Raw genomic sequence first — 7,252 nt, forward strand, 5'->3', positions numbered from 1 at the left:
TTCTGATTTTACCGTAAAGTATTTTTCTTCTTCCTTTTGGCACAAAAACCAAATGGTACTTACAATCCCATTTAGAATGACTTAAGCTTTGATATGACATGTGCATTGTTTCCTTTTATGTGGGCCGCCAAGCCACTGGAAACTTTACACATGTCTTCTTTCTCCATAAAACTGAATCTAGAGGCCAAGCCTTGAGAGTCACACTAGTCAAACTAGTGGCTTACCTGTCAACGAGTTAGGTGGATACTTAGCTAGGTCAAATGACCCACCTCCAGGTAATACAGTCATTTGGCGTGGTCTTAATAGACTATATGAGCTGAAGGCAGGCTTTGAACTCGCCCAAAATTGTGGGTAATTTAATGCCAAGGATGGTGGAAATGCAGTTTATGCATAATGACATGGATGTCATATAGTAGAGCAATGCAGGCGCTATTGCCGAGGAGCATTTAACGGCCACCTCAGTCACTTATTTCTATAAGTTCCTGTGGCTTCATCACTTGACGGTCGTCCCTAAAACTCCTTCGCTTTGGGTATATTTATAATTAAGGTCTATAAGAAGGCCACTGAAAAACCAGACAATGCGAGGCATATGAATTTAATATCAATAAAAACAAGGTAATTATTGATAAAGCTATAGGTAATACTTAATAACTCTATGCATTGCAAAGATTTTTGCGGATAAATCATGCATTATATCCCCTAGCAAAAGATATAGTACATTTCCCCAATTTTTTTCAGGTTGAAAGGCTTACAGTACACTCTATAGCCAAAGCGAACTATAGCCAAAACGAAGTTTTTTAGCGGTGCTAGTCTGATCTGTGAAGACGAGCAACAGCAACCAAAGCTGTTTTAAAAGCGCTAGCTGGTGTGACAGTTAAATGCTCCGCGGCAATTGCCCCCGCATTGCTCTACTCAATGATTTGTGAAAGGTATATATAAGCCTGTAACTTGGGACATCTTATAAACATGTGTACATATTGGGAAAACACGATAATCTAGCGCTAAAAGGAACAACAGACCTCTGCACCGGTTAGCGTTGTCAAATGATTTAACAAGTACAACAGTCGCTTTTTTGAACAGATTAATGTCACGAATGAAGGATACGCTATGACTCCGTTTTGTGGTTGGATACAGCAAAATACACCACTCAATGCCAACGAAGCTGACAACATTTTACAACATATGCTGGGTACTGATCCTCATGAACGACAGTTAGGCCCACATCATGCTCTCGCAATAAGCCAAACGGACCACAGCTTTTTTATTCAAGATAGCAACACAACGGTATTAGTTAATGGCCATCCTCGCTGGAATGATGAACAATTAGCGACCCAGGCTGCCAAAAACTCACATGCACACGCCCTACAGCATGCCTACCAGCGTGACGGTATAGCCTGTCTTCATCGCTTACAAGGTCAGTTCTATTTTCTCATCATTGATCATAGCCAACAGGTAAGTTATTTGGGCACTGACAGAATAGGCAGTCAACCTGTTTATTATCAGTGGCAACCCGAACTGAGTTTACTAGCCTTTGGTTCTAGCGCGGCAATGGTAAAGCGTCACCCCCAAACTCATTGCCAATTATCTGAACAGGCTATTTTCAATTACCTGTATTTTCATATGATTCCAAGCCCAGGCACTGTCTACAAGGACACCTATAAACTGGAGCCAGCTCAATATATTAAAGTACAACACGACAAGTTATCACACCACACATACTGGCTTCCCGACTTTAGTGATTACACCAGCTTTAATGATGATGAATTAGGTAACTTAGTATATGACACGCTTCGAAGTGCTGTATTACGTGCAAGCGAACAGCCTAACCCTGGCGCATTCTTAAGTGGAGGACTTGATAGTTCAACTGTAGCCGGTTTTTTCAGCCAGGTAAGCACTGAACCGGCCAAAACATTTTCAATCGGTTTCCCGGTTGCAGCCTACAATGAAATTGACTACGCACGTATAGCTTCCAGGCATTTCAAGACTGAGCAACATGAATACTTCATACAACCAGAAGATATTTTGACTGCTTATGACTCGATCATCGGTGCACTTGATGAACCCTTTGGAAACTCTTCAGTTTTACCTACTTATTTTTGTGCAAAACTCGCAAAAGAAAATGGTGTTTCAACCATGCTTGCAGGTGATGGTGGCGATGAAATTTTTGCGGGCAATACTCGTTACCAAAAACAGATTATTTTTGAAAACTACCAAAAAGTTCCTTCGCTTGCCCGCCAAAAACTTCTAGAACCGATTATTATGCAGAGTGTTTTTTCACGATTACCCCTGGGCAGTAAAGCACAAAGCTACATTAAGCAAGCACTTACTCCACTCCCGGATCGACTCGAAAACTACAATTTTTTACACCAACATGCGGCAAGTGAAGTGTTTACCGCTGATTTTCTACAAAAAGTTGATATAGAAGCACCTCTTAGTCACCTACGAGATGTCTATCATAGACCCAAACAAGGTGACTATATCAATCGTATGCTCTATCTAGACTGGAAACGAACACTTGCAGATAACGATTTACCCAAAGTGAATCGAATGTGCCAGCTTGCTGGTGTAGATGTCGTCTACCCAATGTTAGACGATGATTTGATTGCCCTTACCTGTAGTATTCCATCCAATAAAAAAGTCAATTTTCAAAAACTTCGTTATATTTACAAGCATGCAGTGCGTAACTTTTTACCAGAAGCTATTATCAATAAGCCTAAGCATGGCTTTGGTTTACCCTTTGGTATTTGGACTAAAGAGCATAAACCATTACAAGAATATGCTTACCAATCACTAGACCACGTTGAGTCGCTCGGTGTTTTCCACCCCGAGTTTTTAGCCAATGCAAAACACATGCATCAACATCAGCATAGTGATTACTATGGAGAACTCATCTGGCTTTTAATGACACTTGGTCAATGGTGTAAAACACATTTAGACGAATAGTATGGTAAGACTAAAAAAAACAGCTTGGTCGTATACCTTTTGCTACAGATATATAACCACGCTGTTTTTTTGACAAGAATTTAAACAACTTCAGGCAAAGTATTCCGGTAATTCAAAACATGCCGCAACATAAACTTGCCAGAAGAAGTATCCCAAGGGGTAAACCGGGCCAGTTGATAACAGTCAGCATCTGGAGAAGAAACTCCCCAGGCAGTGGAGACGGCACACTCATAGCCTAATTTTTTTACAATATTAATATGTGCTGCCTGATAATCCCTGCCTGGCTTGCCATTTGGATAAGCAAACACGCGTAGAGGCTCACCAAGCACACTTTCTAAATAGGCTTTGTTATTAGCAATTTCCTGTTCAGCTTCTGTTTCAGGCAAACTAGCCAGTATTGGGTGGCTGCAAGTATGACCACCAATATCCATACCCTGCTGCTTCATATGGCATAGCTGTTCAACAGTCATCATTAAGTTGTTTGGTGCTGTCACTTGCGCTTGTTGAAGAACATATTCAACTTTTTCAGCACGCTCAGCATGAGGCAAGTAGATTAATTTACTTAATAAATAGTTTGCAGTACGTTCTTTGTTTTCTTTAGTATCAATAACAAGAGGATGCTCATCAATTTCACTGAGCATTAATGTATTCAGCGGCGACTGAAAAACAGCTTCTAGTATTTTATCATTCCACATACAGCCGCCATTTAAAAAGCCAGAAGCAATAAAAAATGTTGCAGGTAACTGCCACTTTTTAAGAATAGGCAATGCTACTTCGCAATTGTCTGCATACCCATCATCAAAGGTAATACACACAGCGCGCGGAGGTAGGGAGTTATTTTTTAAAGACTGTACTGCATCAGCTAACGGCAATACATTAAAGTACTTAGCCATCAAACCCATTTGCTGATCAAAAAGTTGGGCATCAACTTCCAAACCGATACGATTATAAGGTTTAGGATGCACTCTATGATAAATGAGTATTGCAAGTTTACCTTGTTGCTCTGTCCGTGAAAGCCAGGTCCCTAATGTTTTTAAACCGTTCATAACCATCAGATGAAACTTCCCAGCCAGATTATTCATTAAATGTTAAGATATTTTACATATTTTATTGCTCCCAGCGCCATTTTACCTTTGTAGAGCCTGTTGATTCACTAGGTTTTACTACTTCATCTTTAACAGTTTTTGGTTCCGCTAAAGCTTGTTCCACACAAACCCGAGTTAAAACAAGTAATGCAACCATGTGATAAGGCAAATCAAAGTATGCTAACCCCAAAAAGGCGCCACCTGTAGCATATGCTACCAAACCAACCTGCAACATCCGCGCCAAATTTAGTGCCCATACCAGATCCTCTCGCCCTTTGGTATTTTTAATAATCCAGCTACCTGTTCGCCATGCTAAAAAGAACAAAAAGAAAAAGATAAACAGTCCGATAAACCCTTGTTCTCCCAGCACTTCAAAATAAATACTGTGTGCATCAAAGACACGTGTTGGGTCTGAATAAACCGCAAACACCTCCTCTTTCCATGGACCATAACCACCTGCCGTCACTCGGTCTTTAGCCAGATTATAGGCCATCGTCCAGGCACTTATGCGACCCAGTGCCGACTCATCTTGCTCGTAGGTTTGAATCGTTGACATACGCTCAAAATATTTGGCCGGCATAGCCATCAAAATCACCACTATCGCTAGTACAGCCGCAAGACCAATCGGTAATTTGTTAGGACTTTTCAACCAAAAGAAAAACATCATCGCCATAGCACCTAAAAAGGCACCTCTGGAATAAGTGGTAATAATGGAAACACCAATGAGCACCATAGCACCTAATAAAGCACGTTTTATCCACTTATTATCAACCGTCATTTGCATAAAGCGAAACATCGGCAAAACCATAAGTAATGCCAGGCCCAACTCATTATTTCCCTCAAAATAGGAGCCAGGAGGTCCCCAAACCCTAAAGTTTAAACCGCTAAGAATTGAAAAAATGCCGCCTTTAATACCAAAAAAACCAACTGAAAGCGCAATCACCCAAACCAATGTTTGAATACGCTCTCGGTTATTAATCAATATTAAAGTTAAAATAGTAAAAAACTGTATTTTCATGACACGGATATACTCAATTTTTGCATCTTCGGGATAAAGTGCAAAAAACGTCGTAATCGACATCCAGATAATAAAAATAATTAACGTGACTGTGACTGGCGTTACAGGAAATTTTTTGGTTTCTTTCGAGGTAACAAAGGAAATGACCGTTAATACAGCAACTAACATGGCATAAGGAAAACTATAACTAAATCCCCAGCTTAATCGGTGAGGATTCATATAACTAATCCAAGACCAAAAATACACACCAATATGGGGATTCATCAAAATTTTGGGAATCCCCACTAACACAATCAGTAAAACCAGTATATCGCGCATTTTGCCTGTGTTTTCCTTAGCTGAGGCAGTCGTCCTGCAAAATTCTTAACCACTCAATGAAGGTGAAAGCCAATTCTTTTATCTAAATGATGTTTACACATGTAATCATATAATGTCGTACTTAACAGACCACGACTTGCCGTTGCCTGCCAATGTAAATCAAATAATGAATTCGCCTCAATGACAACGGGCCCTTTATCAGTTAGCGCCACATCCCACGCTAAAACACCATTAAAATGAACACATCGTGAAGCGCGCTGTACCAAGGTTACTGTTTCTTGCCAATCAGGTAACTGAAAGCCTTCAACCACTAGGCCACTACTTTCATGAACTGCTTGGGGTCGTGCAATACCATTGATACGCACTGAACCATGTTGTAAGCGTCCTGTTGCCAATTCTATCGCTGCTGACATATTACCTAACGATGTGTTATCTGCAATCTGATCTGCTGCAGCAAGACGCATCATTGCCGCATGAATGCAAACATCTTCATCATAGCTACTGATTATTCTTGCCGTGTGTAAAACATTAGGGGCAAATTTTGCCATCTCCTGATGAGGGTTCAACCGCTCTTCTATCAAGTAGGTATCTAAGTGAGGTTGTGCCTGAAAATGCTCAAGTAACTCAGGCAGTGTAATTTCCCCTTGTGGTAGCTTTTGCCAGCGACCTGGCTCTATCTGATCACCCAAACTTAATACACCTACTCCCCGAGTACCTGCTACTGGTTTTATAAAGAGATTATCCAAGTTACGCTGAATCAACCACTTTTCTAGCTGCTGAGGTGTTCTCAATAATTGCCCATCATCACTCAACCCTTTTGGACCATAGGTTCCGTATACCCGGGCAACAGGAATTTGGGTTGCACTCAAAAAATGAGAAAAGATCAGTTTATTTTCTGTCAAAAATTTATAGTGTTCAGGCGAGACTGGCGCAACCCATCGCCAACGTTCATGGCACCCAATATATGTCAACTTTTCAGCCCAGCTGACTTCTGGTCTGAACAGCCCATATAAGTAGTAGTCATCAGCGGTAACACCATTTGCATACATTAACTTGCACTGATCCCACCAGTATTGATACCACTTACCACCAACGAGTGGGTGTTTCTGCTTATGCACATCTACATCATGCATAGCCCGCCGAAGTAAAGACAATGACCGGGCAACCAGCTTAATGATTTTCACACTTCACTCCATCGCTCAATTTCTGACCACTTTCAATCCACGTTTATCAAAAGCTTATTCTTCAGAATCACTATGCTGAGCAAGAAAACTTCATGAAACGTCTGTACTCGCAAAAAAATAGCCAGCGAATACTAATCTTAGTAGGAGGAAGGAGAATATAGCTTATATCTTCTCTGAAAAATCAACGTTTAGTGTTACAACCTTCACAAAATCAACGAAAGCTCTGTTTTTGTGAACTATTAATACTTGTGGTGGCTAATTATATATTCACTCTGGCATTAACAAATATAATGCAGGGTAAAAGGTTTAGCGAATAGGTTACAGCTGTTTACTGTATGACATCTTTATATACAAATAACGTCGTGTATCATATTGGTATTATGAATTTTTTGAGACAAGGTACGAGAAAAATTCAGCCTAAAACATAAGTCCAGCCCTACTTTAACGCGATGCTCGACTTTTTAGCCTATTAATTTAGCTAACTGAAGAGGAGCATTGCCTTGGTTCCTATTAAATAATACACACAAACTGTGTGATAATAGCTTGCGGGTAATTCGATTAGTCAAGCTCCATAGTGTTCTGCCTTTGGTTCGCTGAATATTAAACCTTTCTACTAGCTGACCAATCGTTGTCTCCACCCGCCGTCGGAGCCGGTTTAACTGTCCCCTCCATTTCTCAGGGAGTTGATCCACCATTTTTTCTCT

Annotated in this window: 4 protein-coding genes and 2 pseudogenes; 1 reads left to right on the top strand and 5 read right to left on the bottom strand. The window is 40.6% G+C overall.

Annotated features, from left to right (window positions below; translation table 11 throughout):
* Positions 1–100: pseudogene (locus tag F607_RS33770) on the bottom strand (IS200/IS605 family transposase); the annotation flags it as partial.
* A 1,007-nt stretch (positions 101–1,107) separates the two neighbouring features.
* Here F607_RS33770 and F607_RS31330 point away from each other — a divergent pair.
* A complete protein-coding gene (locus F607_RS31330; protein WP_051311758.1) occupies positions 1,108–2,943 on the top strand; it encodes an asparagine synthetase B family protein in 1,836 nt (611 codons plus the stop codon).
* A gap of 80 nt (positions 2,944–3,023) precedes the next feature.
* Here F607_RS31330 and F607_RS0123095 read toward each other — a convergent pair whose 3' ends face one another.
* The 4 genes and pseudogenes from F607_RS0123095 to F607_RS34325 form a co-directional block, all read right to left on the bottom strand.
* Positions 3,024–3,995: a polysaccharide deacetylase family protein gene (locus F607_RS0123095; RefSeq protein WP_038292116.1), complete on the bottom strand. Its 972-nt coding sequence runs from the start codon at positions 3,993–3,995 to the stop codon at positions 3,024–3,026.
* 55 nt (positions 3,996–4,050) lie between these two features.
* Positions 4,051–5,364, bottom strand: coding sequence for a putative O-glycosylation ligase, exosortase A system-associated (locus tag F607_RS31335; RefSeq protein WP_051311759.1), 1,314 nt, complete (start codon positions 5,362–5,364; stop codon positions 4,051–4,053).
* A gap of 53 nt (positions 5,365–5,417) precedes the next feature.
* Positions 5,418–6,548 (bottom strand): sugar-transfer associated ATP-grasp domain-containing protein, encoded by a 1,131-nt coding sequence (locus F607_RS0123105; RefSeq protein ID WP_027709966.1) that lies wholly within the window; start codon positions 6,546–6,548, stop codon positions 5,418–5,420.
* A gap of 461 nt (positions 6,549–7,009) precedes the next feature.
* Positions 7,010–7,252, bottom strand: a pseudogene (locus F607_RS34325) (IS982 family transposase); the annotation flags it as partial.

Origin of the sequence: Zooshikella ganghwensis DSM 15267, from assembly GCF_000428585.1 — a bacterium.
Taxonomy (GTDB): Bacteria; Pseudomonadota; Gammaproteobacteria; order Pseudomonadales; family Zooshikellaceae; genus Zooshikella; species Zooshikella ganghwensis.

Excerpts from the sequence above, each read along its gene's own strand:
- F607_RS31330 (WP_051311758.1), top strand. The coding sequence starts at position 1,108 with ATGACTCCGTTTTGTGGTTGGATACAGCAAAATACACCACTCAATGCC.
- F607_RS31335 (WP_051311759.1), bottom strand. The coding sequence starts at position 5,364 with ATGCGCGATATACTGGTTTTACTGATTGTGTTAGTGGGGATTCCCAAA.
- F607_RS0123095 (WP_038292116.1), bottom strand. The coding sequence starts at position 3,995 with ATGGTTATGAACGGTTTAAAAACATTAGGGACCTGGCTTTCACGGACA.